Here is a 24,700-nt window from a genome sequence, read left to right as displayed (position 1 = left end):
GTCAAATGGCAGATCCAGAAAAGCTTTTTAGAGTAAATGTTGTAACTCCTAATGGAATGATTTATTCCCATCGTGGAAGCATCGTTGATGTACGCGCTGTTGATGGTGAACGTTCTATATTGTACAATCACACCCCGCTTTTGACTCCATTAGTTATTAGTGAAGTTAAAGTAAAACGTAGCAAAGAAATGGGTTCAAGAATCGATCACATCGCTATTAGTGGTGGTTATATCGATTTTTCAGAAAACGTAGCTACGATTATTGCAGATAGTGCTGAACGTGCTAGAAATATCGATGTTTCTCGTGCTCAAGCCGCTAAGGAAAGAGCTGAGAAGCGTCTTAAGGAAGCACGTGAGAAGCATGACGAACGTACTGTAGAACGTGCTCAAGTTGCTTTGAGACGAGCAATGAACAGAATCAGTGTTTACAATACTAGAGGTCACTAAAGAAAGTGAAAAAGACGAATGCAAATTGCATCCGTCTTTTTTTATTAAAGGGAAAATTATATGTTTCAATTAGGTGTTCATGCAATAATAAGTATCATAATTTATTTAATTGCTATAGGTTTAGCTTTTCAGGCAATGAAAGCTGTCCAGCTAGAAAAAATAGTTCGTAAAGGAAGAATTTTCGAAACACAACTTTTATATTTGTTTGGTGCAATTGCATTAGGCTTTTTAGTTGGCAATTTTGTAATAACATTTATTGATACTTCGATGCAGCTTAGCAATTTGTTTTAAAGATTGTGTTAAAACAAGGACAGTAAAGGAAACTCTTAGTTATTTATGGTAAAATGGACGATGAATAATTATGGAGGGTTATCGTGGCACGAGATATAGGAATTGATTTGGGGACAGCTAATGTATTAATTAATGTCTCTGGAAAAGGTATTGTTTTAAACGAACCTTCTGTCGTAGCCGTAAATACTGATACTAACAAAGTAGTTGCGGTTGGCTCAGAGGCATATGAGATGGTAGGTAGAACCCCTGGTAATATTCGAGTAATTCGTCCGCTTAAGAACGGGGTAATTGCAGATTTCGATATTACCGAAGAAATGCTGTCTTACTTTATTGAAAAATTAAATGTTAAAGGCTTCATGTCTAAGCCAAATATTTTGATTTGTGCTCCTACTGGAGTTACTTCAATTGAACAAAAAGCCATTATTCAAGCAGCTGAAAAATCTGGTGGCGGCAAGGTATATCTTGATTTTGAACCTAAGGTTGCAGCTGTTGGGGCTGGATTAGACATTTTCAAGCCACAAGGCAATATGGTTATTGATATCGGTGGTGGTACTACTGATGTAGCAATTTTATCAATGGGTGAAATTGTAACTTCACAATCACTTCGTTATGCCGGTGATAGAATGAACCAAGCTGTTATTAGCTACATTAAGAATAAGCATAACTTACTTATTGGTTCTAGAACCGCAGAACAAATCAAGATTGAAATTGGTAGTGCATTTGAGCCTGATGAAGATCAACAAGTTACTGTTCGTGGTCGTGATGTAGTTGATGGTTTGCCAAAACAAACTACAGTTACTGCACCAGAAATCCAAAAAGCATTGGAACCAGGTTTGATGTCAATTATCGCTGCCGCTAAGGAAGTTCTTGAAACTACCCCACCAGAACTTTCAGCAGATATTATTGATCGTGGAATTATGCTTACTGGTGGTGGAGCATTATTGAAGAATATTGATAAGCTTATTTCACATTACTTGCAAGTTCCTGTTTTAACAGCTGATCATCCATTGGAAGCTGTTGCTTTAGGTACAGGTACTTTGCTTAAGAATATTGAAAAGCATCAACGACACTAAGTGAGGAGATTACTTGCGTAAGATTTTGATAGGTTTTGTGCGTATTTATCAGACACTAATTTCACCGCTTTTTCCACCAAGTTGCAGATATTATCCAACATGCTCTAACTATATGATTGATGCCCTGAAAAAACATGGACCAATTTTAGGACTAATTATGGGTATTTGTCGTATACTAAGATGTAACCCATTTATTCGTGGTGGGGTGGATCCAGTTCCTGATAATTTTACTATTTTTCGAAATCCACATCCGGAAAGGTATGAAGACGAGATTATCGCTTCTAAGTTTCATCCGGATAGCAAGTAGGAGGATTTATGTCTAAAAAGTTAGAAAATATTGATATTGAAGTTAATGAACTTAAAGGTAAAAATTTACCAACTTGGGAAGTTGTAATTCCTAACAAGAAGTCCATTGGTTTAATTGAAAAAGTTGAAGGTCGCTATCGTGCTACTACAACGAAGACTAGCAATATTTTATTTGCTAATAGTCTTGAAAGTAGTATTAACGATTTGCTTTCATACTTCACATTACATGAAAAATAAAATTTAAGTAGTGATTATTTAATGGCAAAAGTTAAAAATAAAACGAGTCTGATAGACCGATTGGCCTGGAATATTATTATTCCGGTTGCAATCCTGGCCTTAATCAGTTTGTACTGTATTTACGTTGCAGCACTAGGAGATCCATCTCATATTGGGTCACCTGTTAAAGCTGTTGTAATGCAGGCTCTGTGGTATTTGATTTCGATTGCAATTGTTGTCGTCGTGATGCAGTTCGATGCAGAGCAGCTCTTTAAAATTGCGCCGATCTTCTTTGGTATTGGCATATTTTTATTGATAGCAGTTTTATTCCTGTATAACCGTAGCGTAGCTGCTGATACGGGTGCAAAAAGTTGGTTTAAGTTAGGACCAATTACTTTTCAGCCATCTGAATTGATGAAGCCGGCGTTTATCTTAATGTTGGCTCGTGTAATCAAAGATCATAATGATAAATATGGACATACCATTAAAACAGATTGGCTATTACTTGGTAAGATTATTGCTTGGTTAGCACCAGTTGCAATTTTGTTAAAATTACAAAATGACTTTGGTACTATGTTAGTTTTCATCGCCATTGTTGGTGGTGTGGTATTGGTATCAGGAATATCGTGGAAGATTATTATTCCACTATATGGGATCGTCATTGTTGGTGCCATTGCGGTTATTTTGTTGGTGGTTACACCGGGAGGCCAATCATTCCTGAGTCACTTCTTCCAAGCATATCAGTTTGAAAGAATTAAGTCATGGCTTGATCCATCAGGAGACACTTCATCTGGTGCTTACCAGTTGTGGCAAAGTATGAAAGCTATTGGTTCAGGTCAATTGTTTGGTAATGGCTTCGGCAAGGCTAGTGTTTATGTTCCAGTTCGTGGATCTGACATGGTTTTCTCAGTTATTGGTGAAAACTTCGGTTTTGTCGGCTGTGTGGCTTTGATTTTGATTTATTTATACTTAATTGTTCAAATGGTTAAAATCTCTTTTGACACTAGAAATGTATTTTACTCATACATTGCTACTGGTGTTATTATGATGATTTTATTCCACGTATTTGAAAACATTGGCATGAATATTGATTTATTGCCATTAACCGGTATTCCATTGCCGTTTGTTTCGCAAGGTGGTTCTGCCTTGGTAGGTAACATGATTGGTATTGGTCTGATTTTATCAATGAAATTCCATAATCGTGATTACATGTTCAGTACGGCTGGCGATTTTTAAAGACAATAAAAAGGATTCAAGTGAAAACTTGGATCCTTTTTCGTTTACTTTTTGATTCTATTTTAGAATGCCTAATTTTTCTTTTAATTTCAGAATTCTTCTAACTGAGTTATTAATTTGTTTTTGACTAATTGAACCATGCTTTATAGCACGTTTGATAGCTGGGATACCTGTTTGATAGTTGCCACCAAGAAGCATGTCGTTACCAGCTTTTAGAGCAAGAACATCAGCATTAGTGTGATGTAATTTGGCATACTGAGTGATTGCACCCATTTGTAGGTCATCGGTGATCATTAAGCCTTGATACTTTAAAGTTCTACGAAGTAACTTGTGTACTGCAGGAGAGAGGGATGCAGGCAATTTATTATCAATATCTTTAATCACAATGTGTGAAATCATTATGCCATCTGCACCGGCTTTTATTCCTGCTTTAAAAGGTAATAGATCTTCTTTTTCGTATTTGGATAAAGGCTTACTTATTTGGGCAAAGCTGTATGAGTGTCAGCAGCGTCACCATAGCCAGGGAAGTGCTTGAGACAACTTACTACCTTTTGGCTTTGAATGCTTTTAACTGCAACTGGAATATATTTTGCGGTTGTTGCATAATCTTGCCCTAAGGTCCGGTCGTAGATAAAACTATTTTTATCTTTGGCTACATCTGCCACAGGAGCGAAGTTCATGTTAATGCCATTTTGATGAAGAATATGTGCTACTTCACGATTTTCTTTTTTAATACCATCTAGACCAGATGTATTATAGATTTCTTGTGGACTAGGATATTTTCTTTGTGAAATATTAGGATTGGTATCAATTCTGGAAACTGTTCCACCTTCTTGGTCTGTAGCAATTAATAGGCCATGATTGCTGATTTTTTGATAATCACGCATTTCTTGATCAAATTGGGCTTTACTTTTGTTTTGGTAATCTGGTGCAAATAGAGTAGTACCACCTAAATGGTATTTTTTAACGTCTGGCTTCATTTGCTGTGTATTGCCAGTGCTATGAGCAAAATATAATTGGCCTATTTTTTCATCTAAAGTCATATGTTTGATAATTCGATCAATTTTATTTGGCTTTTTTGTTTTCTTTTTGATGCTTGTAGATTTTACAATAGTTTTACCACTTTCGTTTACTTGATACTGACAGCCAGTAATTAATAATAATGTAGTGGCAGCTAATGCGGTCAAGATTAATGCGTTCTTTTTCATGATGAATCCTTTATTTTCTTTTTTACGTTTATTTTAGTTGAAATAGGGAAGATGTTAAATAAAGAGCTGTAATAAAAAAGAACCGAATTACTCGGTTCTTTTAGAATATTTAAAATAATAATTTAGTTTTCTAAAGCGTTAGCAATTTCTTCGGTACGGCATACCAAAACATCACACTTTGAAGTTCTAGTAACGTATTCGGTAACGCTACCGATAAGCAAACGTTCAACAGCGTTTAAACCAGTTGCACCAACAACGATTAAGTCAATATTGTGCTTCTTTGGGAAGTCATGACCAATGATTGTCTTAGGCGACCCGAACTCAATTGAGTAATGAGAATCCTTAACACCAGCCTTAACAGCACGTGCTTGGTAATCCTTCATTCTCTTTTCAGCATCTTTAGAAACTTGTTCGACCATTGCAGAATCAAAACTTGAAACGTTTTGGAAAGAACGGGTATCGATTACGTGTAAAATTTCCAAAGTTGCATTATTACGCTTAGCGATGGTTACAGCCTTGCTAAAAGCTAAATCGGCTTCTTTTGAACCATCTACAGAAACTTGAATATTTTTGTATTGTGAAAGCATTTTCTAACACCTCTTCCTAATATATATTCTACCAAAAATTGGGTTATTATTAGGAATATATTATTCCTTATTTGCAGTAATTGATAATCCAAACGCTAAGATAGTTAGGGACGCAAGGAATAGCGTAATTAAGTTAAGATATTTGTTTCCCATAAATAAAATAATAATTCCAATTACGCTTTCAACTAATAGTGCAATTGAGGTCCATTTTAAAATATTGGACATGCGAGGATCGCCACCAACATCAAAAATTAAGAAATGACCATTTCTTCTATGCCACATGTACCAAGAGGTAAGCAACAAAAGAAAGATAAAAATGATCATCACAATTTTTATTACCATAAAAAATATCTCCAATTATAGAAAAAGACGGTCACTTAAGACCGTCTCGTTTAATATTCTAAAGAAATCCGAGTTGACTAAACATAGCATAATGACGCTTGTTGAACCCGCAGTGTTCAAAATTTGAGTTGACGTCGCAGCGAATATGGATCCTGTGCAAAGGCAGTATTCCGATTCGGTAGTTATTCGCCAACTCCCACGTCTTATAGTTTGATCGGTCAACTTTATACATTTAAGCTTGTCGATCAACTCAGATCACTTATTATGATAAGGGATCAGGCTATATTTGTCAATAATATCAATTGCTTAAATACATGCTCTAGTGGTGCTTGGACAGATCATCGGCCTGCATTTGTTTTAACTTTTGATAGACTGTTTCATAGCGTTGTTCAACCTTGGAATTTCCTTTTGGTTGAAAATAACTTGCCTTGGTTAAATTGTCAGGTAAATATTGCTGAGCTACCCAATCGTTTTGATAGTCGTGAGGATAAAGATAATTGACTCCGTGTCCCAACTTTTTAGCACCAGAATAGTGGGCATCTTTTAAATTTGTAGGAATGGAACCAATTTTTTTGTTTCGAATATCACTGAGTGCATTATCGATTGCGGTAATGGCGCTATTACTTTTAGGCGACAATGCGAGTTCGATTACTGCATTAGCAAGTGGAATTCGTGCTTCTGGCAAACCAACCATTTGAGCCGCTTGAATGGCGGTCATTGCACGCTCTGCGGCTGCAGGATTTGCTAAGCCAATATCTTCATAAGCAATAACTGCTAAGCGACGACAAATAGAGATCAAATCACCAGACTCGATTAATCTAGCTAAATAATGCAAAGCAGCGTCAGTGTCAGAGCCACGAATGGATTTTTGAAAAGCAGAAATTAGATCATAGTGACCATCACTAGAAGCATCAAAGTTTTGAATCTTCATTTGGATAGAATCGGCCATTTCTTTTTGAGTAATCAAGATAGTCGAATCATCTTTATTTTCATTTCTTAGCTCTTGCTTAGTAGAAAGTACGGCTAATTCTAAGCTATTTAAAGTTGCTCTTAAGTCACCATTGCCTTTTTCAATTAAAAGCTGGCGAGCATCGCCAGTTAAATTAACATTGTATTTGCCCAAACCATTTTCTTTATCAGTAAGTGCTCGATCAATTGCTTTAGATGCATCTTCACTTGATAATGGCTTTAATTCAAAAATCTGACACCGTGAACGAATGGCAGGGGAGATTGAAATATAGGGATTTTCAGTTGTGGCACCAATTAGGATGACTTGTCCTGATTCAAGAAGTGGTAAAAGAAAATCCTGTTTTGTTTTATCCAGGCGATGAATTTCATCTAGCAATAATACAACAGTGCCACTCATTTTGCCTTCTTCGGCGACTTGTTGTAACTGCTTTTTACCGTCAGTTGCTGCATTGAGCTTTCTAAAAGCATATTTAGTTGAACCTGCAATAGCACTAGCAATACTGGTTTTACCAATGCCAGGAGGACCATAAAGTATCATAGAGGAAAGCAAGCGAGCTTCAACCATTCGACGAATAATTTTGCCAGGACCAATTAGATGTTGCTGGCCAACAACTTCGTCTAAATTCTTAGGACGCATACGATATGCTAATGGTTTCATTACTTGTCCCCATGAAATAGATGATGCCAGAAGCCTTCATGTTTCTTGGCCGGTGCATTAAGTTCGGTCTTAGGCATTTCAGATGGGTAGACTTGGTTAATCTTGATCCTTGGGCGATTAATTGCAGTTTTAGCTACTACTAAAACTGCAGTATCTTTAGGACCAGTTTGAGCAGTTTCATTGTTAACTAAAGTAAAAGGAATATCTTTTTTACTGCACTCTGCTTCAACATCACCTAAAAAGCCGTCATCTTCAATATTCCCATTAATCAAGATGGTGTATCCTTTAAAATCATCAATATGTTTTAAAAATAAAGCAGTTAATTTAAGGTCTTTCACTTCCGTATTATCTAAACGGACTAGAACACGTTCACGTAGGGAACCCAAAAAGCGTCTGCGTTCATCAGGCTTGGTTTGAGGAGTAATACCTTGAGCTGCCTGTTCAACACGTTTGTTTAAGTCTTCAGTCATGTGATTCATCCTTTCTGTTAGTATCAATTGTAACAAAAAAAGCCTTTCCCACAATGGGGAAAGACTTTCGACAAAATAAAATGTAAAAATTAAAGTAACTTGTTGTAGTATTCAACAACGAGTGATTCATCAATTTCTGGTTCCATTTCGTCACGTTCTGGTAAACGTACAAGAGAACCTTCCATCTTGTTGTCATCAAATGAAACAAATGATGGACGTGCAGTAACTGCATCTAAGGCATCTTTAATTTGTTGCAAGTTCTTTGACTTTTCTTTCAAACCGATAGTTTGACCAACTGAAACTTCGTATGAAGGGATGTCAACGCGCTTGCCATCAACAGTGATGTGACCGTGGTTTACTAATTGTCTAGCTTGTTCTCTAGTAGTTGCTAAACCAAGACGGTAAACAATGTTGTCCAAACGACGTTCAAGCAAGATCATGAAGTTAACACCGTGTTGACCTTCACGAATCTTACCAGCGCGGGCAAACAAAGTTCTAAATTGACGTTCGTTTAAGCCGTACATCCAACGTAACTTTTGCTTTTCGTGCAATTGTTGACCGTATTCTGACAAACGACCACGACTGTTAGGACCGTGTTGACCTGGAGCGTAGTTACGACGAGCGATTTCCTTACCAGTACCTGAAAGAGAAATACCTAATCTTCTTGAACGTTTCCAACTTGGACCTGTATATCTTGACATAAAAATCCTCCATAAAATTTATAATGATAATTTTTGGAGTAAAATATTACGAATAAGTTCAACATTCGTGCATCTTGGATTTACATTTTCGCCCAATGCAGCGCGGGTTACTCGTTCACTAAAGCGTTTCAAGATGTTGACGTTCTTGTCACTTATTGCTGCAAATATTTTACACGATTAGTATTATATAGGCTTCAGAATAATAAATCAAGAAATAGGGCAGCTTTTTCACATCTTCAGAGTATGTTTTGTTATAATTATAGTAGTTTTGGAGGATAAACGATGTCATCAATTCAAACTATTATCATAATTGCCGTTGTCATCCTTATTATAGTCGTCATCGCACTCATGCTTTTGGTCAATCGTAGGCAGTTGCGTGCGATTGAAGTAATTGATGCAGCAGTCAATGAAATTGAAAAAATGCATCTTGAAGAAGATATTACGCGACTAGATAAAATGGATTTGGCCGGTGAAAGTCTAACTACATTAAATACTTGGCGCAAAAGCTATACTGAAACTTCAACTAAGAAACTACCTCGCGTGCAGAAACTAGTTGATGAAGCAGCCCAGGAGAATACTACTTATAAGCTATTTAAAGCTAGAAAAAATATCAAAGAAGCTCAAGAAATAATCAAGCCAACTTTAGAAGATGCTCGCAATACTAAAGCTGTTTTTACAGAGCTGCTTGAATCAAATAAAGAAAATCAAATGCAATATGATGCTTTGATTAAGGTTTATCGCGAACTTAGAAAGAGCGTTTTGGCTGGTTCCTTTGAATATGGTGATGCTATTGATCAAATAGAAGATCAACTTGCATCAATGGAAAGTGATTTTGAAGAAGCTAAGAATCTTTCTTCTCAAGGTGATCATGTTGAAGCAAAGCGTGTATTGTCTAAGATCAGAATGGCTTTGGGCGCATTGCAAAAACGTCTGCCTAAGATAAAAGAAGGTAATCATCAACTGGAAGTTGTCTTTCAAGATCAATTGCGTGAATTATCTGATGCTTATAAGAAGATGGTTTCAGAGAAATACTACATTACAGATATAGATGTATTGAAGCGTATTAAAGATATTCATGGTGAAATTGATGATGCCCGCAAATTGCTCGCAGAGACTAAGGTCGATGAATTAGCTAAAGAAAATAAAAAGATTTTTGGTGAAATTGATGAACTTTATACTGCTTTAGCTAAGGAATACAAAGCTCGTCCATTCGTTGAGAAGAACCAAAATAAGATGTTGACTTTGATTGCACATCAGCAAGCTGCTTCAAAGAAGTTAGTTGAAAAACTGCAACATATTGATGAGAGCTATGAATTAACTCATGGCGAACTTGAAAAGAGTAAAGAGCTCGAAAAAGAAGTCAACAATATGAATCGTCAATACACTGTTGATACACAAAATATTGCAGATGGTAAAGGTGTTTATTCTGCAATTCAGGATTCATGGCTTCAAATGCTAGATCGTTTGCGCGAAATCGATCAAGAACAAGCTAAGATGTCAACTGATGTTGATGGTTTGTATGATTCAGAAAATGTTGCTAATGATTCTATTAAACGATTTAAACAAGAAGTGTCATTAGTATACCGTCGTCTTGAAAGACGAAACTTACCAGGTAATCCAGACAGTTTTGTTCAAATGTATACTTTGGTAGTTAATGAAATCGGTCATGTCAGCGATGAATTAAGTCAAGTTAGAATTAATATGGAAAAGATTTCTAACGAATTAATCCAAATTTCCGATGATGTCGAAAGACTTAAGCGTGAAGCTGATGATATTATTAATTCTGCTAACTTGGTTGAATTAACAACGCAATATGCTAATAAGTACGCTGATAAAGATACAATTAAGCAGGCCCAAAAGCTCGCAATGCAGCTGTACAATGAATATAACTACAAAGATGCATTAGATAGCATTGCTACTGCACTTGAAAAAGTAGAACCAGGCAGCTACCAACGTCTTGAAAATGCATATTATTCAGAACAAAGAGAGTAAATAATTGAAGCTTTTAATTATTTGGGCTAAAATTTAGAAGTCATTAAACGGTCAAGCAATTGGCCGTTTTTTAATGAAGGGGTAATATTTGTGATTTATTTTGATAACAGTGCAACAACCAAGATAGATCCTCAAGTATTGGATACCTATGATAAGGTAGCAACCAATATTTGGGGCAATCCTTCCAGTTTGCATAAAATGGGGGACCGTGCTCACCAATTGCTTGAAGCATCTCGCAAGCAAATTGCTGGATTATTAGGTGTAAAACAACATGAAATTTTCTTTACCTCAGGTGGTACAGAATCAAATAATACAGCAATCAAGGGAACTGCTATTCAAAAGCGCGAATTTGGTAAGCATATTATTACTTCTAGTGTTGAACATGCTTCAGTTGCCAACAGCTTCACTGCTTTAGAAAACTTGGGCTGGCGTGTAACTCGACTTCCAGTAGATAAGGAAGGTAGAGTTAACGTTAATGACCTAAGAAATGCAATTGATTCAGATACAACGCTAGTTTCAATCATGGGTGTCAATAACGAGATTGGTACCATTCAACCAATCGATGAAATTAGTGATTTGCTTGAAAATTATCCAACGATTCAATTCCACGTTGATAACGTTCAAGCACTTGGCAAGAATATTTGGGATAAGGTCTTTACACCAAGAGTAGACTTATCTAGCTTATCTGCTCACAAGTTCCATGCACCTCGTGGTATTGGTATTCTTTATAAAAAAGAAGGCAAGATGCTTAGTCCGCTTCATGATGGTGGCGGCCAAGAAAAGGGCCTTCGTTCAGGTACCGAAAACTTACCAGCAATTGCAGGGATGGCAAAAGCAATTCGTCTTTTACTTGAAGATGAACCTGAAAAGGCTGCTAGAGAAGCTGCAATTAAGGCAAAGATTGTTGATTATTTGAGGCAAAAGCCAGGTATTGATATCTTTTCACCAGTTCAAGACAACTTTGCGCCACACATTCTTTGCTTTGCCTTAGAAGGCATTCGTGGAGAAACTTTGGTGCATACGCTTGAAGATCAAGATATTTATACTTCAACTACTTCTGCTTGTGCTTCAAAGACAGCAGATGAAGCAAGCACCTTGGTTTCTATGCATATTGATGATAAGATTGCTACTAGTGCAATTCGTTTAAGTTTTGATGAAACGAATACGCTTGAAGAGGCAGATGAGTTTATCAAGGTCTTTGATAAGATCTATAATCATTTTGCTAAAATTAATCATTTGGGAGAAAATTAATGGAATATACAGAAGTTATGGTCCGTTACGGGGAGCTCTCAACTAAGGGAAAGAACAGAAAGGACTTTATCAATCGTTTGGCAACCAACGTTGAAAGAGTCTTGAAGGATTTCCCTCAAATTGAATTCCACCCACGTCACGATCGCATGCACATCATTTTAAACGGTGCGTCATTTGCTGAAGTTGATAAACGCCTGAAGAAGGTGTTTGGTATTCAAACCTACTCACCAGCAATTAAGATTCCTAAAACCTTGGAAGATATCGAAAAAACTTCTTTGGAATTAATGAATGAAACTTTTAAGCCTGGCATGACTTTTAAGGTAAATACTAAGCGTAGTGATCACAAGTTTGAATACGACACTAATCAACTTAACAATTTAGTTGGTGATTATTTATTTGATCATATTGATCACTTAAAGGCTGAAATGAAGCACCCTGATCTAGTACTTAGAATTGAAGTACGCCAAGACGCTGTTTACATTTCAAATCAATTGCTTCATGGTGTCGGTGGGATGCCTGTAGGTACTGCCGGCAAGGCTGTCATGATGCTTTCAGGTGGTATTGATTCACCAGTTGCTTCATGGCTTGCTTTAAAGCGTGGTGTAGATATTGAAATGGTTCACTTCTTTAGTCCTCCTTACACTACCGAAAAGGCTTTGGCTAAGGCTAAGGAATTGACAGGAATCTTGGCAAATTATGCCGGCAAGATTAACTTTATTGCCGTGCCATTTGCTGAAATTCAGGAAACAATCAAGGAAAAGTTGCCAGAAGGTTACTTGATGACTGTTCAACGTCGTTTTATGTTACAACTTGCAGATCGTATCCGTGCAATGCGCGGCGGTTTGGCAATTTTCAACGGTGAATCAGTAGGTCAAGTTGCTTCACAAACTTTACAATCAATGGTCGCAATTAACGACGTAACTACTACACCGGTTATTAGACCAGTAGCTACAATGGATAAGACTGAAATTATTGCTAAGGCTGAAAAAATTGGTACTTTTGATCTTTCAATTCAACCATTTGAAGATTGTTGTACTATTTTTGCCCCACCACGTCCTAAGACTAAGCCAAAGCTTGAAAAGGCTCGCGAATATGAAGCTCGTCTTGATGTGGAAGGACTTATCCAAAGAGCTTTGGATGGTATTGAAGTAACGCCAATTTATCCAAATGAAAAGTTCTTGGATGATAAGGCTCAAGAAGACGCAGACTTATTGTAAAAATTTAGCTAGAAGTCAAACTTCTAGCTTTTTTTATAGGTGAAATATGAGAATTGATAAATATTTAGCCAATATGAATGTTGGTTCAAGAAAAGAAGTTCATCAATTAATAAAAAAAGGTGTAGTAGCTGTTAATGGTAAAACTGTTAAAACACCAAAAGAAAAGATCAATGAAAATGATGTTGTTACAGTTAACGGCGAAGAAATAGCTTATCAAAAATACCATTACTTTTTACTGAATAAACCCAAGGGCGTCCTTTCTGCTACAGAGGATCGTAGTCAAAAGACAGTTATCTCATTGCTTGATTCGCAAGATCAGTATCAAGGAATTGTGCCGGTAGGCAGGCTTGATAAAGATACTACTGGTCTGCTTTTATTAACAAATGATGGTCAATTAAACCATGAATTGTTAGCACCAAATAAGCATGTTGCCAAAGTTTATCGGGCACAAATTGCTGGTGTAGCAGATGAGGAGACCGCTAAAACTTTCGCGTCTGGCATGACGTTAGGTGATGGAACTAAATTAAAGCCTGCTAAGCTGAAGATTTTAAAGCAAGATAGAGAAAATGCTACTTCTGAGATTGAAATTGAAATCAGTGAAGGTAAGTATCACCAAATTAAGAGGATGTTTGGTGCGGTAGGGATGACAGTTACTGCGCTAGATAGAAGATCAATGGGCAATTTGCATTTACCACCCGATTTGAAGCGCGGAAAATATGTGGAGCTTAGTTTGGATGAAGTTAAGAATATAAAATAATTTGGCATTTAGGCATTAAACTAAATGCTTTTTTGTTACAAAATGTGCAAATAGTTCATAAAATCTTCCATATAGAAGATTCTATGACTTTTTCCTCCCATTTAAATAACATTATCTATGAAAGTGTGGAGGAATAAGATGACAATTGGACAACAGTTAAAAAAGTTTAGATTGTTATTAGGTCTGTCTCAAGCCGATATGGCTGCAGGAATAGTGACAGCGTCTTTTTATTCAAAAGTAGAACGTGATCAAAGTGAAATTGTTATTGATAAATTGGTCGAAATTCTGAATACACATAATATATCTCTTTATGACTTTTTTGAGGCTTTTGATAAAGAAAATTTGCCAAATTTAAATTTAGAGAAAAAGGTTTATTCATATTTTGATAATCGTGATTTGGGTAAATTAATTGCTCTAAAAAAAGAGGTTAAAGATAGGGATACATTAATTTACTTAAAATTGAAATTAATAATTGCGGACCTTGAGGGAAGAGTCCATGAAATGCCTCAAAATTCGCAAGAAGAATTAAGAAAAATTTGCTTGGAAGAAGATACGAATGCACAGAAGGATTTCTGGGATATAGCTATTTCAACTCCACTATACAATTTTGCTGAATTAAAAGGTTTGATTACCTATATTTTTAATAATCAAAACCAATACGACTTAACTAATGATCAGCTGCTAATTTCGTTGATGAATTTATTGATTAGGTACCTTGATCGTTGTTATAAAGAAAACCATTTTGCTGAAGCAGAAGAAGTAGGAAAATTTGTAAATGCGATGCCTAGCAATTTTTCGATTATATTTCACAAATTAGTAGTTAAGTATTATTTAGCTTTGTTTAATAATGACTCTGAATTAGTTAACGAAATAATTGGATTAATAAATCAAAGCGGGTTTCAACATTATGCTAAAACATTGCCACAGATTAAAGGTGAAAAAATATGATGATCGGTGAACATTTTAAACGAGTACGAAACTCTAAAAATCTAACTCAAGAACAAATGGCTGCAGGCATTGTTAATCGATCATTCTATTCTCGTGTTGAAAATGGTAGCAGTTCGATTACTGCTGATAATTTGATGAAAATTCTGTATAAGCATGGGCTAGCAATGACTGAGTTTTTGCGTGACTTTGATACTAGTGAATCAAATATAGAAACTTATCAGGACAAAATTACTGTGGCATATATTAATAAAGATATTCTCGCGCTTGAGGACATCTACCTTCATTTTAAATATGAGGATGTTCGAACAAAAAGACTACTTAAATTTCTTATTGCTGAATTGAATGGTACTGCTACCAGAAAACAGTTTAAGAAATTAAGCTACATCTTCTTTAAACAAAATAAGTGGGATGAAGAAACTCTGTGGCTGATCTTTCATATTATGGATTGGTATGAAATGAGCGATCTGCGGGATCTAATTGATTCAGTGATTAAGAAATTCAATTATAAAAATTCTACAGAACGAATGAAACAATTAATGATTAGGATAGCTATTAGATATTTAGCCATTTGTTTTAAAAGAGATAAGGATGATAGCAAAGCTAAAGATATAATTAATTGTTTAAAATCTCTTCCGAACACTGCTGATATGAGAATGTATAAAATAATTACAGTCTATTATGATAAATTGTTTAGTCATAAATATGATGAGGCAAGTGACATTGCCAATATTTTGAATAATATATAGAAAAATAATTCGTGCAAATATGACAATTTCATTGCAAGTTATGGATTAGACTGCATACTTAATATGGATAGTGGATTATTACTACCATATTTAAATAATTTAATGTACCTAAAAGAGATTTCCTATGTAGGGAATCTTTTTTTATTTAAAATATAGACGGTACAGATATAGTTAAAACAGAGGTAAAAATGACAATTGGTGAAGCTTTAAAGCAATTACGCCTGCATGCAGGACTAACGCAGAATCAAATGGCAGCCGGGCTCATGTCTGAATCTTTTTATTCTAAAGTTGAGCGGGACGTTCATGAGATAGATGCCAATTTATTAATTGAACTCTTAACGGCGCATCATTTTGATGTTGTAAGTTTTTTTGCTAGGGTTAGCAATCAAGATCTTAGAACAGAGCCTAACTTTGACTTGATGAATCAAATTAGCTTTGCTCAAAATAGAAAAGATTTGAAGATTTTAGATAAGATAGCATCAGAAATTAAAGAAGGAAAAGTAAAGTCAGATTTCTGGTTACAATTTAGATTAGAAAATGCATATGCTTGGGTTCTTCATTCTAACAAGATGATCAGTCCAGAACTAAAGAACAAAGTAAAATCTATTATTGTAGATGAGAACTGGAATAGAACAGCATATCACTATTTGAGTCAAGCAGTGATCTTCCTGGATATTGATGAAGCTTATCAATTGGTTGATTCCGCTTTTCGCGCATATGAAAAGAAGCCGGAGACAGATACGTTTACTTTGCAGTTTGTGGCAATGATTGCGGTGAATTTTTTGAATTGCTGTTATCATCAGAGGGATGCAATTCAAAAGAAATATGTTGACCGTGCAGTGAACTTTTTGCATGAACTTCCTAAAGATGGTGCAATCGGTATCAACAGTGTCTTGGGTACATATTATGAAGCGGTATTTTCTGGTGATAAGGATATGGCTGAAATGGTAATCAAGGTTTTGAAGAAGAGTGGATATTTGTTCTTGATTGAGGATACGTTAGAGCAAAAATAATCTGTGCAAATATGACAAAACTATTTATTTAAATTTCATGAGTGTAATAATTTAAATGATAAAGGGTTTTTTAAGGAGTAAGAAAATGAAGAGATCATTTAAATTTAGTTTAATTGCTGCAGCATTGATGGCTGTAACACCAATGGGAGCAAGTGTTGTAAATAAGCCTGCAACTGTTCAAGCCTCGCAAAAGATTTATGGCTTGGGTAGAAAGTATACTGTGCCTAAGAGTATTCGTGGTACTTGGTATACTACTTCAAATGTAAAATATAAGACTGTTAGAATTGGCATTCATAGTTTTAACGGCAAGACTGTATATCATCAAAATAAGAAAGCTATTCCAGATCACATTTTGAATCCAACAACTAAGTCTCAAATGAGAGAACAAAAGCGAGTAATGAATGCAACTAAGAATAAATTAGCTGGTTCATACACTAAACGTGCAGGCGGTGAGTACTTTACCTTTGCACCATGGCTTGGTTTTGAACAATGGGATATGTTTAAGGCTAAGACTATGAGATCTAATGGTAAGACTATTAAGTATCTTGACTATTCAAATGGTTATACGAGTGCAAAATATTTCAAGAGTAGAAGCTTAGCTAGAAAGCATTAGATTATACCCTAAAAAGGTTATGAAAAAGATAATCTGTGCAAATATGAAGATTCCATGCCACGCTGAAATATTGACTGCATAATATGGGTGTAATAAGTTTTGTTTTAGAAAGTGAAAGAAACAATGAAAAAGTCAATTAAATATAGCACGATTGTTGTTGCTGCATTAATGGCAGTTACACCTATTATAAGCATGGGTAATTTTGAAAATAGTCCAGTACAAGCTGCTTCTTCAACTAAAAAGTTAACTCGTAATGCTGCTGTTTATAATATTAATGGTAAGCGTATTGGTAAAAAGACTTTAAAGAAGAATAAGCGAGTTAAAATTCTTGGAACTAAGAATATTAATGGTAAGGCATACTATAAGATTGGTAAAAACAGTTATGTAAGAACTGTTAACTTTAAGAAATCATCTTCAAAATCAGGAAACGATTGGTATGCTGAAGAGATGAAGAAGAGAAGCAATGATCCAACTTTAAATAATTATCGTGACCTAGTTCTTAAGAATAGTACTTCGAAACATAAAGTAACTGTATTATTTAATAAGGATTCTTATAGTTACTATGAAAAGGGTAAAGAACTAAAAGTAGTGGATAAGATGCCAGCTGGAACCGAAATTACTATTGTAGCTCCAAGTGTTGTAAAAATTGGTAATGAGTATTACTTAAGTAATACTGGGGATGATAATACTAACTACTATAAATTATCAGATCTAAGTTTTAATGGCTATGATCCTGATCATGACGCTAAATTAAAGAGCTTGCAGAAACAAGTTGATAAATTATCTGATAAATCAGATGATGGTGATATACTTATGACTCCAAAGAATAGTAGTGTACCTCAGTATGATACAGACGGTGATCAATACTTTGTAAATAAGCCTGTCGGTGTTTTAAGCAAACCAACTACAGTTGCAGGCGTTGAAGTGATAAGACATAATCAAAAGTATTATTATACTTGGGACGATGACAATGGAAATTACGGCGTTAATGTTGATGATGTAACGTTATCCCCCGCTCCAGCAGAAGACGATGAAGATTAATTAGTATTGTTATCGTATTTATATATTTCTAAGTACCTAGTAAAGGGTTTTCCTGTATGGAAAATCCTTTTTTTATGATGAAACTTATTTAGTAAAAATGATAAAGTGATTAAAAACTATAAATAATGTTGCAAATAAGAAGATTCAAAGACTTTATTCATAACAAGTTGCATCCTAAATAGGGTAGTAGTACATGAATTTGCGTCTCCAAATATAAAAAGTTTAACAATGAAAAAGACCAAGAAGTAGCTACTTTTTGGTCTTTTTTCTACGTAAAGGAATTATTAGGTGAATGGATAAATTATCAATTATAGTGCCTTGTTACAACGAAGAAGAATCAATACCACTATTTTATTCCGCCGTATCCAAGGTTTTAACAGAAATACCTAATGTCGTACCTGAATATTGGTTTATTAATGATGGTTCAGATGATGACAGTTTAAAAGAGATAAAAAATCTTAGTGAATCTGATAAGAATGTGCATTATGTTTCTTTTTCACGAAACTTTGGAAAAGAAGCGGCAATTTATGCCGGATTGCAAAATTCTACTGGAAATTATGTGGTAGTTATGGATGTTGATTTACAAGATCCACCAAGTTTCTTGCCTAAAATGTACAAATTGATTAAGTCGGGTAAATACGACGCGGTTGGATGTCGTCGTGTAGATAGAACTGGTGAAAGTAAATTTAAATCATTTTTGAGTGATAAGTTTTATTCGGTAATCAATAAAATCTCAAAAACACAAATAGTTGCTGGTGTACGTGATTATCGAATGATGACCAGGCAGATGGTAAATGCGGTTCTATCAATGAAAGAATATAGTCGTTTTTCAAAAGGAATTTTCTCTTGGGTAGGTTTTAGGACAAATTACCTTGAATATCATAACGTCGAGAGAGTTGCCGGTAAAAGTGATTGGACAACCAGAAAATTGTTTAAATATGCAATGAGTGGGATCGCAGATTTTTCGCAAGCACCTTTAAATATTGCGGTTTGGGTTGGATTCTTCTCCTTTGCTTTATCGTTAATTGGAATTTTTTTCATTATCATTAGAAAAATTATTGTACCTACTTCAAGTGTTTTTGGCTGGGCAAGTATAGTTTCAGTCATTTTATTGATCGGCGGCTTGCAGCTTTTATGTATGGGAATAATTGGACGCTATATTGGAAAAATATATTTACAGGTTAAAGAGCGTCCAATTTATATCATTAAGGAAAAGAAATAGAATGAAAAAGTTTGATTTAAAAAAGGTCTGGGGAGTAATTTGGCCATATTTAGTATTCGCAGCTGCAGCCACTATTATGATTTTCTCTCAATTGAAAGCAGGAGTTGTAACAGTCGGTGGAGATACATTTTTCCACTTTTCACGTTTTTATGATGCTGCTATGCAAATAGAGAATCATAATTTTAGCCCTTTTCAAACAAATTATGGCTTTCAACAATCCGGTCGTGTGATTAATGCATTATACGGCCCTGGTTTTGCATATTTAAATGGTTTAATTTTATTGATGGTAAAAACGTGGTTTAATTATCAGATTTTTACGAATTATCTTATTTGCTTGTTAGGTGCAGGTACTATGATGTATCTCTTAGAGTACGTCAAAATTAATAAACCAATAGCTGTGCTGTTAAGTGTTATCTATATAAATATTGGTATGATTCCAGCTTATATAAATAGCAATACTTTTAATGGATGGGGACAAGCATGGATGCCACTAGTTTTGTTATGTGGCGTAAGAATGATTAGCGATAAGAAAAAAACCATTAATTGGATACAATTAATGGTAATAATGAGCGTAATTATTCAAATTCACATCTTAAGTACACTAATGGCTGTTGTCTTGCTAATTCCGTTTTTTATTATTTGTTTGTATATAAATAAAAATGATAGGAAAATATGGCTTAATTTGTTTAAGGCTATATTGGGGACTATCTGTTTAACTGCAGATGTTTGGGGAGCATATATAACTATATACCTTTCAAATAAGTTAGCAACTCCTGATGCTTATGATTTGAGATTAGGTGGGATTCAGCTAGGCAGTTATAACGGCTACATGGGAATGTTCGGAACAATTGCTGGTCGTATGTTGCCGCTATTTTTATGCTTGATTATTTTGCAAGCAATTTTTGTAGTTATCAATTTTAAGCAAAATCTTGTTAATACTACTGTTACACTTTATGGTATATTCATTCTAGCTATTGCATCAATTTATTTTCCGTGGGGCGCTGTCCAAAGATTCTTTCCGTTTACAGAGTCATTATTTCAATTTCCATATCGATTAATAGTGATAGCTTATCCATTATTAATATTGGGCATGGGATTAACCATACAACTTAACTTTATATCAGTAAAATGGAAGAATTATGTATCTATTGCTTTTGTTGGGTTAGCCTTACTGGAAAGTTTATCTTCATCAATTCGTACTACACATTATTTCAGTAGATATCAGACAGTTGGTACGGAAGTGCAACGCGCAAGCAAAATGGAAGATTTATCTAAGATTTTTGAAACAAAAGTTTATGGTAGTCAGTCCGATTATCTTTCAGTATCTAAAGACTATGTTCCTTCAAAAATGAACTCTTTATATAGAAAGAACGTAATCGAAAAATATGAAAATTATAGACATTTTGTGAATCGCAATTATTTGAGACTTGAGTGGGATGCAAAACACAGAAAAAAGATTATCTTACCATTAGTAATGTATGCTCAAAGTGATTTGATTATGAACGGAAATCACTTTAATGGAAAAAGAAATCAAATAGGATGTCCTGTTGTTTGGCAAAATGAAGGAGCAAATGTTGCTCTTTTAAGTTTTAAGGCACCAATATATTCTTATGTTTTGTTATGGATTGCCATAGCTTCATGGATTGTGCTATTAGTTTCATGGCTATATAAGTTTGGATTAAAATTTCTAAATTAAAGTAGAAGAATGTGTAAAATAGGAAATACCATAAGGACAAAATCAATTGAGTTAAGTATATGAATAAAATAAATAAACTTCATCATTCTGAGAACTTTAGTCAGCTAATAAAGTATGTCTTGATAGGAGTATTAGGACTAGTAGTTGATTTTGGAATTTATATGATTCTGACACATTTTAATGTAAATGTTGAAATTGCAAATATGATCTCTTCAACTTGTGGGATTATCAATAACTTCTTTTGGAATTCATACACTAACTTTAAGGTGCATGATCGATTAGTATTACGTTTTATTTCATATTTTGTAGTTGGTCAAATCACAACTGTTTTTACTACAGTTTCATTATTTATTTTTGCTACAAAATTAGGATTCCCGCATCTAATAGTCAAGATTGTTGCTACTTTCGTTGCAACTCTGATCCAATTTGTGATTAATAAGGTTATTACTTTTAGAAAGAGCAAAAAATGAATATAAGTCAATTACTTAGAGAATATCGATTTCATGTTGGTTTCACACAAAAGGAAATGGCTGCTGACGTGATTTCTGAGTCATTTTATTCACGTGTTGAACGAGGAACACGTGAAATTGACGCTAAGGATTTAGTTAAATTACTAGAAGTACATAAATTTGATGTTGCGACTTTTTTCAGACGTCTGTCTAAATCTGATGAGTCTTATTTTGAAACAGAATCACAAATAGTTTTTGCAATGAATACTAAGAATATTGCAAAGATTCATGAGATTGAAAGAGAATTACGAAAAGAGGGTATTAACCCTCCAAATTGGCTTGAATTTAGATTGAAATTAGCATCAGCGTGGATTACACATTCATCTGAAGAGGTTTCACCTGCTATGCAAGATAAGATTAAGAAGCTAATTATCAATGAAAATTGGGATAGAACTTCATTTTATTTTTTAAGCCAAGCAGTAATTCTAATGAATATTGATGATGCTAGGAAACTTATTGATTCAGCTTATCAGGCTTTTTATAGAAATCCTAGTACTGATGCACCGATACTTGAGACAATTTCAATCATGGCAATTAATTATATGAATTGTTGCTACCATGAAAAAGTTGGCAAAGAATACATAGTTAGTTCAGTTAAGTTCTTGCGCTCGCTACCTATAACCCCAGAGATTGGATTTTTTAGTATTCTGTGTACTTATTATGAAGCGTTGTTTGATCATGATCAGCAATTGCAAGATCGTATTATTGATATTTTACAGAGAAGTCGCTACTTGTCTTTGATTCAAGATACGATTGAAAAATAATTTAACTTTGAAACACCTGCTTAATTAAGCGGGTGTTTTTTATTGCCAATTGGCAGATTATCAGACTTTGCATTCACCTCCCAATATGATGATTTCTGGGTGATAAGATTGATGACAATTGATGAGCAGTTAAAGAAGACACGTAACATGTTGGAATTAACTCAATTACAAATGAGTGCAGGAATAATCACAGGCTCTTTTTACTCTAGAGTTGAACGGGGTCAAAGCAAAATAAATGCAGCAGACCTGATTAAGATTTTGAATAGTCATAAAGTGTCGCTTTATGATTTTTTTGAGCCCTTTGAAAAAGCTAACTTTAACCAAAAGATCATTGATTATAAGATTTATTCTGCATTTGATAGTAAGAATATAGATGAATTAAAAGATATTCAAAAAAAGATTTCAAGTGAAAATAAGGCTTTTTTGCAGATTCAATTAATGATCGCAATTCTTCAAGATCAGGTAGCTGCATTACCTGAGAATTTACGCAAAGAGATGCGGCATAAAATTTTACAAATAGGAAGTTGGAATAAAAAATCCTTGTGGGAATTGTTGTTAACCATGAATTTGTATGAGGCAAGTGAACTGAATGCTTTATTAGACTCAATTTTTGAAAAATATGCAGAAATTGACTTTCAAGATCATGAAGTGTTAATCCCACTTGCTAATATCTTGATTAATTATTTGGCTAGCTGTTACCAACAAAATTATTTGAGTAAATGTCAGGAGATATTAAAGTACCTTGACAAGTTGCCAGCTAATCCGCAAATTGTATTGCCAAAGATCTTGGGTAAGTATTATCAAGCAAAAATTATTGGTGATAATAGCAAAGTTAATACAATCCAGAGGCTACTTATTAAAAGCGGGTACAAATCCTATTTGAGAAAGTAGTGAAATGATGGAAATTGGCGATAGACTAAAGCAATTGCGTTTGCTTCAAGGAAAAACTCAGAAAGAAATGAGTGATGGCTGTTTGGATCGATCATTTTATTCTCGAGTTGAAAATAATAAGAACAGCATTGTGGTTGAAGACTTGATCAGTATTCTGCGTAGCAACAATATATCTATTGTAGATTTCTTTAATAGTTTTGGTGAGACTCAGCCTAAAAATCATATTTATCAAGAAATGATAGAAACCGCTTTTGTGGAAAAAAATATCAATAAATTGCAGGCAATACAAAGGGATGCAACTTTTACCAATCAAATTATTAAATATGTAGCCGAGTTACTAATAGTCAAGCTGGAGAATAGGACGAATGAGTATAAAAAGTTAAGGGAAAAGTTTAAAAAATACATTTACCACTTGGATAAATGGGATGAGGATTCATTGTGGATCTTGGCATATATCATGTTTGTCTATGATTTTGGCGACTTGGAGTGGGTAGTGGACTCGATTTTTAATAAATTTCAGCATGATCGAATAAATGATAGTAAAATCGTCTATTTATTAGCTCAAATTTCAGTCAACTATTTAAAAATTTGTTCTAAGCAAGATAAAGCTAAGGCACAGGTACAGAAGACGCTAGATTTTCTTGATGATTTACCGAATATTAGTGAAATTGCTTTGTATAAAATGTATGGCATTTGTTGTCAATCAACCAATCATAAGAAAGACTACGAGATCATTTTAAAAGAAAGTGGTTATGAGCGATATTTTAAGTAATTCATGATCGTTTAATAGGAGAAAAGCATATGAGAACAATAGATAAAATTAGTTTTATGAAACATTAGATCACTATTAAATTAAGGCATGTATGGTGCAATTATGAAGATTGAAAGATTTAAATAATAACCTATTGTTATATTTGTTATTGATAACATTATTATTTTTAAGGAATTATTGGGAGATATAGAAAGTGAAAAAAAGAATTTTATTATTTGTTGTTACTTTTTTAACGATTTTAGGAATTGCTAGTGTTCATACAACTACAGTTAGTGCTGCAAGTTGGGGTGCTAAGAAAATTTTTACCACACCTAAGGCAACTCGTGGTGTTTGGTATGTAAAAAATGGCGGTTTGATGAGTAAATTTAAAATTACAGCACATACAGATAATGGAGCCAAACTTTATCAGCCATTGTCAAATAAAGAACAAACTAAATGGCTTAAAAAATTAATTGCAATTGATGAAAAGACGAATTATAAGGTGGGAGACAAAATAGAAAAGACTATGTGTCAAGCTAAAATTGTTAAATTTCATGGTAGTACTGGTTTTAGTGATGGCAGCTGGCTCACTGGTACAGTTGGGCAAGAATACTATATTCCCGTTAAAAGAACAGTCAAGGGTAAGAGAGTAAATGCTTTGCATTTAATTGAAGGTGATTTTTTTGATGGCTATGCTTATCATAGTAAAAAATTAGCAAAACAAAGTCTATAGAAAAGTACATATAGAAATAATCATTGAATCCCTTTACTTACTTCAATAATTAT

Annotated in this window: 27 protein-coding genes and 1 pseudogene; 22 read left to right on the top strand and 6 right to left on the bottom strand. The window is 34.4% G+C overall.

Features of this window, described 5'->3' with window-relative positions:
- The first annotated feature begins 5 nt into the window (after positions 1-5).
- The 6 genes from JCM1039_RS01850 to JCM1039_RS01830 all read left to right on the top strand — a co-directional run bounded on the left by JCM1039_RS01850 (position 6) and on the right by JCM1039_RS01830 (position 3,568).
- Positions 6-446 carry a F0F1 ATP synthase subunit epsilon gene (locus tag JCM1039_RS01850; RefSeq protein WP_025014422.1) on the top strand — a complete coding sequence of 147 codons (441 nt, stop codon included), beginning with the start codon at positions 6-8 and terminating at the stop codon, positions 444-446.
- A 60-nt stretch (positions 447-506) separates the two neighbouring features.
- Positions 507-737, top strand: a complete 231-nt coding sequence (locus tag JCM1039_RS01845; RefSeq protein WP_025014421.1) for a DUF1146 domain-containing protein — start codon at positions 507-509, stop codon at positions 735-737.
- Positions 738-820: 83 nt separating this feature from the next.
- Complete coding sequence (locus JCM1039_RS01840; RefSeq protein ID WP_025014420.1) at positions 821-1,810, top strand: rod shape-determining protein; 990 nt, start codon at positions 821-823, stop codon at positions 1,808-1,810.
- A 13-nt stretch (positions 1,811-1,823) separates the two neighbouring features.
- Entirely contained in the window at positions 1,824-2,117 is a 294-nt protein-coding gene (yidD, locus tag JCM1039_RS10260; RefSeq protein WP_034532880.1) for a membrane protein insertion efficiency factor YidD, read from the top strand.
- An 8-nt stretch (positions 2,118-2,125) separates the two neighbouring features.
- Positions 2,126-2,353 (top strand): DUF2969 domain-containing protein, encoded by a 228-nt coding sequence (locus tag JCM1039_RS01835; RefSeq protein ID WP_025014419.1) that lies wholly within the window; start codon positions 2,126-2,128, stop codon positions 2,351-2,353.
- A gap of 21 nt (positions 2,354-2,374) precedes the next feature.
- Positions 2,375-3,568 (top strand): FtsW/RodA/SpoVE family cell cycle protein, encoded by a 1,194-nt coding sequence (locus JCM1039_RS01830; RefSeq protein WP_025014418.1) that lies wholly within the window; start codon positions 2,375-2,377, stop codon positions 3,566-3,568.
- Positions 3,569-3,625: 57 nt separating this feature from the next.
- Here the strand turns inward: JCM1039_RS01830 and JCM1039_RS12955 are convergent.
- The 6 genes and pseudogenes from JCM1039_RS12955 to rpsD form a co-directional block, all read right to left on the bottom strand.
- Positions 3,626-4,548: pseudogene (locus JCM1039_RS12955) on the bottom strand (glycoside hydrolase family 3 protein).
- A 350-nt stretch (positions 4,549-4,898) separates the two neighbouring features.
- The gene (locus tag JCM1039_RS01820) at positions 4,899-5,363 is read right to left on the bottom strand and encodes a universal stress protein (protein ID WP_025014417.1); all 465 of its coding nucleotides are present in this window, start codon (positions 5,361-5,363) and stop codon (positions 4,899-4,901) included.
- Positions 5,364-5,423: 60 nt separating this feature from the next.
- Positions 5,424-5,705 carry a hypothetical protein gene (locus JCM1039_RS01815; RefSeq protein WP_025014416.1) on the bottom strand — a complete coding sequence of 94 codons (282 nt, stop codon included), beginning with the start codon at positions 5,703-5,705 and terminating at the stop codon, positions 5,424-5,426.
- Positions 5,706-6,024: 319 nt separating this feature from the next.
- Positions 6,025-7,332 (bottom strand): replication-associated recombination protein A, encoded by a 1,308-nt coding sequence (locus JCM1039_RS01810; protein WP_025014415.1) that lies wholly within the window; start codon positions 7,330-7,332, stop codon positions 6,025-6,027.
- The gene (locus JCM1039_RS01805) at positions 7,332-7,802 is read right to left on the bottom strand and encodes a YueI family protein (RefSeq protein WP_025014414.1); all 471 of its coding nucleotides are present in this window, start codon (positions 7,800-7,802) and stop codon (positions 7,332-7,334) included. The genes JCM1039_RS01810 and JCM1039_RS01805 overlap by 1 nt, the downstream gene beginning before the upstream one ends.
- Before the next feature lie 89 nt (positions 7,803-7,891).
- On the bottom strand, positions 7,892-8,503 hold the full coding sequence (rpsD, locus tag JCM1039_RS01800; protein WP_025014413.1) for a 30S ribosomal protein S4: 612 nt from the start codon (positions 8,501-8,503) through the stop codon (positions 7,892-7,894).
- A 282-nt stretch (positions 8,504-8,785) separates the two neighbouring features.
- Between rpsD and ezrA the strand changes: the two genes are divergently transcribed.
- From ezrA to JCM1039_RS01720, 16 genes are all read left to right on the top strand, one after another.
- Positions 8,786-10,495, top strand: coding sequence for a septation ring formation regulator EzrA (gene ezrA / locus JCM1039_RS01795; RefSeq protein WP_025014412.1), 1,710 nt, complete (start codon positions 8,786-8,788; stop codon positions 10,493-10,495).
- Positions 10,496-10,585: 90 nt separating this feature from the next.
- Entirely contained in the window at positions 10,586-11,746 is a 1,161-nt protein-coding gene (locus JCM1039_RS01790; protein ID WP_025014411.1) for a cysteine desulfurase family protein, read from the top strand.
- Positions 11,746-12,963, top strand: coding sequence for a tRNA uracil 4-sulfurtransferase ThiI (gene thiI / locus JCM1039_RS01785; RefSeq protein ID WP_025014410.1), 1,218 nt, complete (start codon positions 11,746-11,748; stop codon positions 12,961-12,963). The genes JCM1039_RS01790 and thiI overlap by 1 nt, the downstream gene beginning before the upstream one ends.
- Before the next feature lie 46 nt (positions 12,964-13,009).
- On the top strand, positions 13,010-13,720 hold the full coding sequence (locus JCM1039_RS01780; RefSeq protein WP_025014409.1) for a pseudouridine synthase: 711 nt from the start codon (positions 13,010-13,012) through the stop codon (positions 13,718-13,720).
- Between the two features lie 138 nt (positions 13,721-13,858).
- Positions 13,859-14,668: a helix-turn-helix domain-containing protein gene (locus JCM1039_RS01775; RefSeq protein ID WP_025014408.1), complete on the top strand. Its 810-nt coding sequence runs from the start codon at positions 13,859-13,861 to the stop codon at positions 14,666-14,668.
- Entirely contained in the window at positions 14,665-15,414 is a 750-nt protein-coding gene (locus JCM1039_RS01770; RefSeq protein WP_025014407.1) for a helix-turn-helix domain-containing protein, read from the top strand. The genes JCM1039_RS01775 and JCM1039_RS01770 overlap by 4 nt, the downstream gene beginning before the upstream one ends.
- Positions 15,415-15,602: 188 nt before the next feature.
- Complete coding sequence (locus JCM1039_RS01765; RefSeq protein ID WP_025014406.1) at positions 15,603-16,427, top strand: helix-turn-helix domain-containing protein; 825 nt, start codon at positions 15,603-15,605, stop codon at positions 16,425-16,427.
- A gap of 85 nt (positions 16,428-16,512) precedes the next feature.
- On the top strand, positions 16,513-17,040 hold the full coding sequence (locus tag JCM1039_RS01760) for a hypothetical protein (RefSeq protein WP_025014405.1): 528 nt from the start codon (positions 16,513-16,515) through the stop codon (positions 17,038-17,040).
- A gap of 123 nt (positions 17,041-17,163) precedes the next feature.
- On the top strand, positions 17,164-18,081 hold the full coding sequence (locus JCM1039_RS01755; RefSeq protein WP_025014404.1) for an SLAP domain-containing protein: 918 nt from the start codon (positions 17,164-17,166) through the stop codon (positions 18,079-18,081).
- A 292-nt stretch (positions 18,082-18,373) separates the two neighbouring features.
- The gene (locus tag JCM1039_RS01750; RefSeq protein ID WP_025014403.1) at positions 18,374-19,303 is read left to right on the top strand and encodes a glycosyltransferase family 2 protein; all 930 of its coding nucleotides are present in this window, start codon (positions 18,374-18,376) and stop codon (positions 19,301-19,303) included.
- Position 19,304: 1 nt separating this feature from the next.
- Positions 19,305-20,999: a hypothetical protein gene (locus JCM1039_RS01745; protein ID WP_025014402.1), complete on the top strand. Its 1,695-nt coding sequence runs from the start codon at positions 19,305-19,307 to the stop codon at positions 20,997-20,999.
- A 59-nt stretch (positions 21,000-21,058) separates the two neighbouring features.
- The gene (locus JCM1039_RS01740) at positions 21,059-21,469 is read left to right on the top strand and encodes a GtrA family protein (RefSeq protein WP_025014401.1); all 411 of its coding nucleotides are present in this window, start codon (positions 21,059-21,061) and stop codon (positions 21,467-21,469) included.
- The gene (locus JCM1039_RS01735; RefSeq protein WP_025014400.1) at positions 21,466-22,272 is read left to right on the top strand and encodes a helix-turn-helix domain-containing protein; all 807 of its coding nucleotides are present in this window, start codon (positions 21,466-21,468) and stop codon (positions 22,270-22,272) included. Before JCM1039_RS01740 ends, JCM1039_RS01735 begins: the two co-directional genes overlap by 4 nt.
- Before the next feature lie 111 nt (positions 22,273-22,383).
- Positions 22,384-23,163 carry a helix-turn-helix domain-containing protein gene (locus JCM1039_RS01730; protein WP_034532878.1) on the top strand — a complete coding sequence of 260 codons (780 nt, stop codon included), beginning with the start codon at positions 22,384-22,386 and terminating at the stop codon, positions 23,161-23,163.
- Between the two features lie 4 nt (positions 23,164-23,167).
- Complete coding sequence (locus tag JCM1039_RS01725) at positions 23,168-23,935, top strand: helix-turn-helix domain-containing protein (protein WP_025014398.1); 768 nt, start codon at positions 23,168-23,170, stop codon at positions 23,933-23,935.
- Between the two features lie 193 nt (positions 23,936-24,128).
- A complete protein-coding gene (locus tag JCM1039_RS01720) occupies positions 24,129-24,647 on the top strand; it encodes a hypothetical protein (protein ID WP_025014397.1) in 519 nt (172 codons plus the stop codon).
- Positions 24,648-24,700: the final 53 nt, after the last annotated feature.

Source organism: Lactobacillus kitasatonis DSM 16761 = JCM 1039 (genome assembly GCF_000615285.1).
In the GTDB taxonomy this organism is placed as follows: domain Bacteria; phylum Bacillota; class Bacilli; order Lactobacillales; family Lactobacillaceae; genus Lactobacillus; species Lactobacillus kitasatonis.
This window is presented reverse-complemented; position numbering and strand designations above follow the sequence as displayed.

Bases quoted from the DNA above. Each gene is read 5' to 3' on its own strand.
- ezrA (WP_025014412.1), top strand. From the start codon at position 8,786: ATGTCATCAATTCAAACTATTATCATAATTGCCGTTGTCATCCTTATT.
- JCM1039_RS01805 (WP_025014414.1), bottom strand. From the start codon at position 7,802: ATGACTGAAGACTTAAACAAACGTGTTGAACAGGCAGCTCAAGGTATT.
- JCM1039_RS01850 (WP_025014422.1), top strand. From the start codon at position 6: ATGGCAGATCCAGAAAAGCTTTTTAGAGTAAATGTTGTAACTCCTAAT.
- JCM1039_RS01770 (WP_025014407.1), top strand. From the start codon at position 14,665: ATGATGATCGGTGAACATTTTAAACGAGTACGAAACTCTAAAAATCTA.
- JCM1039_RS01775 (WP_025014408.1), top strand. From the start codon at position 13,859: ATGACAATTGGACAACAGTTAAAAAAGTTTAGATTGTTATTAGGTCTG.
- rpsD (WP_025014413.1), bottom strand. From the start codon at position 8,503: ATGTCAAGATATACAGGTCCAAGTTGGAAACGTTCAAGAAGATTAGGT.
- JCM1039_RS01830 (WP_025014418.1), top strand. From the start codon at position 2,375: ATGGCAAAAGTTAAAAATAAAACGAGTCTGATAGACCGATTGGCCTGG.
- JCM1039_RS01765 (WP_025014406.1), top strand. From the start codon at position 15,603: ATGACAATTGGTGAAGCTTTAAAGCAATTACGCCTGCATGCAGGACTA.
- JCM1039_RS01835 (WP_025014419.1), top strand. From the start codon at position 2,126: ATGTCTAAAAAGTTAGAAAATATTGATATTGAAGTTAATGAACTTAAA.
- JCM1039_RS01760 (WP_025014405.1), top strand. From the start codon at position 16,513: ATGAAGAGATCATTTAAATTTAGTTTAATTGCTGCAGCATTGATGGCT.
- JCM1039_RS01820 (WP_025014417.1), bottom strand. From the start codon at position 5,363: ATGCTTTCACAATACAAAAATATTCAAGTTTCTGTAGATGGTTCAAAA.
- JCM1039_RS01740 (WP_025014401.1), top strand. From the start codon at position 21,059: ATGAATAAAATAAATAAACTTCATCATTCTGAGAACTTTAGTCAGCTA.
- JCM1039_RS01730 (WP_034532878.1), top strand. From the start codon at position 22,384: ATGACAATTGATGAGCAGTTAAAGAAGACACGTAACATGTTGGAATTA.
- JCM1039_RS01845 (WP_025014421.1), top strand. From the start codon at position 507: ATGTTTCAATTAGGTGTTCATGCAATAATAAGTATCATAATTTATTTA.
- thiI (WP_025014410.1), top strand. From the start codon at position 11,746: ATGGAATATACAGAAGTTATGGTCCGTTACGGGGAGCTCTCAACTAAG.
- JCM1039_RS01810 (WP_025014415.1), bottom strand. From the start codon at position 7,332: ATGAAACCATTAGCATATCGTATGCGTCCTAAGAATTTAGACGAAGTT.
- JCM1039_RS01750 (WP_025014403.1), top strand. From the start codon at position 18,374: ATGGATAAATTATCAATTATAGTGCCTTGTTACAACGAAGAAGAATCA.
- JCM1039_RS01745 (WP_025014402.1), top strand. From the start codon at position 19,305: ATGAAAAAGTTTGATTTAAAAAAGGTCTGGGGAGTAATTTGGCCATAT.
- JCM1039_RS01780 (WP_025014409.1), top strand. From the start codon at position 13,010: ATGAGAATTGATAAATATTTAGCCAATATGAATGTTGGTTCAAGAAAA.
- JCM1039_RS01755 (WP_025014404.1), top strand. From the start codon at position 17,164: ATGAAAAAGTCAATTAAATATAGCACGATTGTTGTTGCTGCATTAATG.
- JCM1039_RS01815 (WP_025014416.1), bottom strand. From the start codon at position 5,705: ATGGTAATAAAAATTGTGATGATCATTTTTATCTTTCTTTTGTTGCTT.
- JCM1039_RS01725 (WP_025014398.1), top strand. From the start codon at position 23,168: ATGATGGAAATTGGCGATAGACTAAAGCAATTGCGTTTGCTTCAAGGA.
- JCM1039_RS01735 (WP_025014400.1), top strand. From the start codon at position 21,466: ATGAATATAAGTCAATTACTTAGAGAATATCGATTTCATGTTGGTTTC.